1 protein-coding gene is annotated in these 1299 nt (G+C 27.9%); it reads right to left on the bottom strand.

The window, feature by feature from the left end; genetic code table 11:
* Positions 1-363 precede the first annotated feature (363 nt).
* Positions 364-582: a hypothetical protein gene (locus tag EJK17_RS11210; RefSeq protein ID WP_103662722.1), complete on the bottom strand. Its 219-nt coding sequence runs from the start codon at positions 580-582 to the stop codon at positions 364-366.
* Positions 583-1299: the final 717 nt, after the last annotated feature.

Raw genomic sequence — 1299 nt, 5'->3', positions numbered from 1 at the left:
TTAGTAAATGAAGAAATTAAAGCTTTAGTGTCCTTTTCATCATCAATTTGCGGTATACTTTTCATTGCGTAAGATCTCCTTTAACTTTGGTTTGGACACTTAAAGTATAACGCAGGAAGATCTTGCGCTTTTATTTTTGGACGAAAAAAGCCAGAAGCCACGCTAAGTTAGCATGATTTCTAGCTTTCAACTTTCAGTTAGTTTATTTATATTAATTTGACAGTTTTTCCTTACTTCTTGACTTGGATTAGCATTGTGTAAGTTGTCAATTTCATTTGTATCTTCTTTTTTATTTCTTTTAAAATCACCCTTTATAGACTTGAAAAAGAAACTTCCTGTATAATCTTTAAACACAAAACAGACTTATTTTTCATTATCAGGAATATTAAGGATATCCTGTATATCATTGCTATTAATTGAAATAGATTTACTTACCATATGAGGTTTAATGAGATAATATTTGCTATAATTGTTCTTATTTTTCCCATTTGAATGATATTCTACTCTCTTTAATTTGCTTAGATCTGAACCATAAATTATATCGTCAATATCTTTCCGAATACAAGCACCTGCAAATTTCATGTATTCACAATCTTCTCCGCTTAAAATTGCGTTTACCTGTATATCTTGATTTACTCTTAATTTGAAGTCATTATCTATTGGAGAATTATCAAATAATACATTTACCTTTAGAATCTGTATATCTTTACGTAAATTTATCCAAATAGAATAGGCAGATAACAGTATAGGTAATATAAAAGAAAAAGACAGCAAACTTAAATTTATAAAATTACAGAAAAAATAGCAAATATAAAGATGATATTAACTACTATAAGTAATATAGATAAGTGTTTAAAATTCTTCTTAGGAACTTTATTTATCGCTAATATTATACGCGTTCTATCCTAAAAAAATAAAATACTAATAAATACCGAAAAAACAGTAATTAAGAGACAACCGATGCTTGTGAATATTAACTTTATTGCAGGATCCTTCAATAAAGTTGGATTATTAATAACATTAATCCAAGATATTGACAATAATAAATAAATTACAACCATAAAGGACGTGTAATCTGCTATTAAAAAGGCCATACGACAAGGTATCTTTGCATGTGTACGTTTCTTTTTACCCATAAATCTATACTTCTTTCTTTTATTATCTTATCTAATTATACAAAAAAGACAGATCATTACGATCTGTCTTTTTCTTATCGATTAGCGTTAGCCGCTACATCTTTAGTTGTTAAACTTCTGATTAACGGAAGTTAGCTACCTTGATGTATTGGTTCTTACCGAT

Source organism: Lactobacillus xujianguonis, from assembly GCF_004009905.1.
In the GTDB taxonomy this organism is placed as follows: domain Bacteria; phylum Bacillota; class Bacilli; order Lactobacillales; family Lactobacillaceae; genus Lactobacillus; species Lactobacillus xujianguonis.
Note: the sequence above shows the minus strand (reverse complement) of the source record. Positions and strands in the feature narration are given on the sequence as shown.

What these genes read in the sequence shown, in the direction of transcription:
- EJK17_RS11210 (WP_103662722.1), bottom strand. Translation starts at nt 582, where the DNA reads ATGAAATTTGCAGGTGCTTGTATTCGGAAAGATATTGACGATATAATT.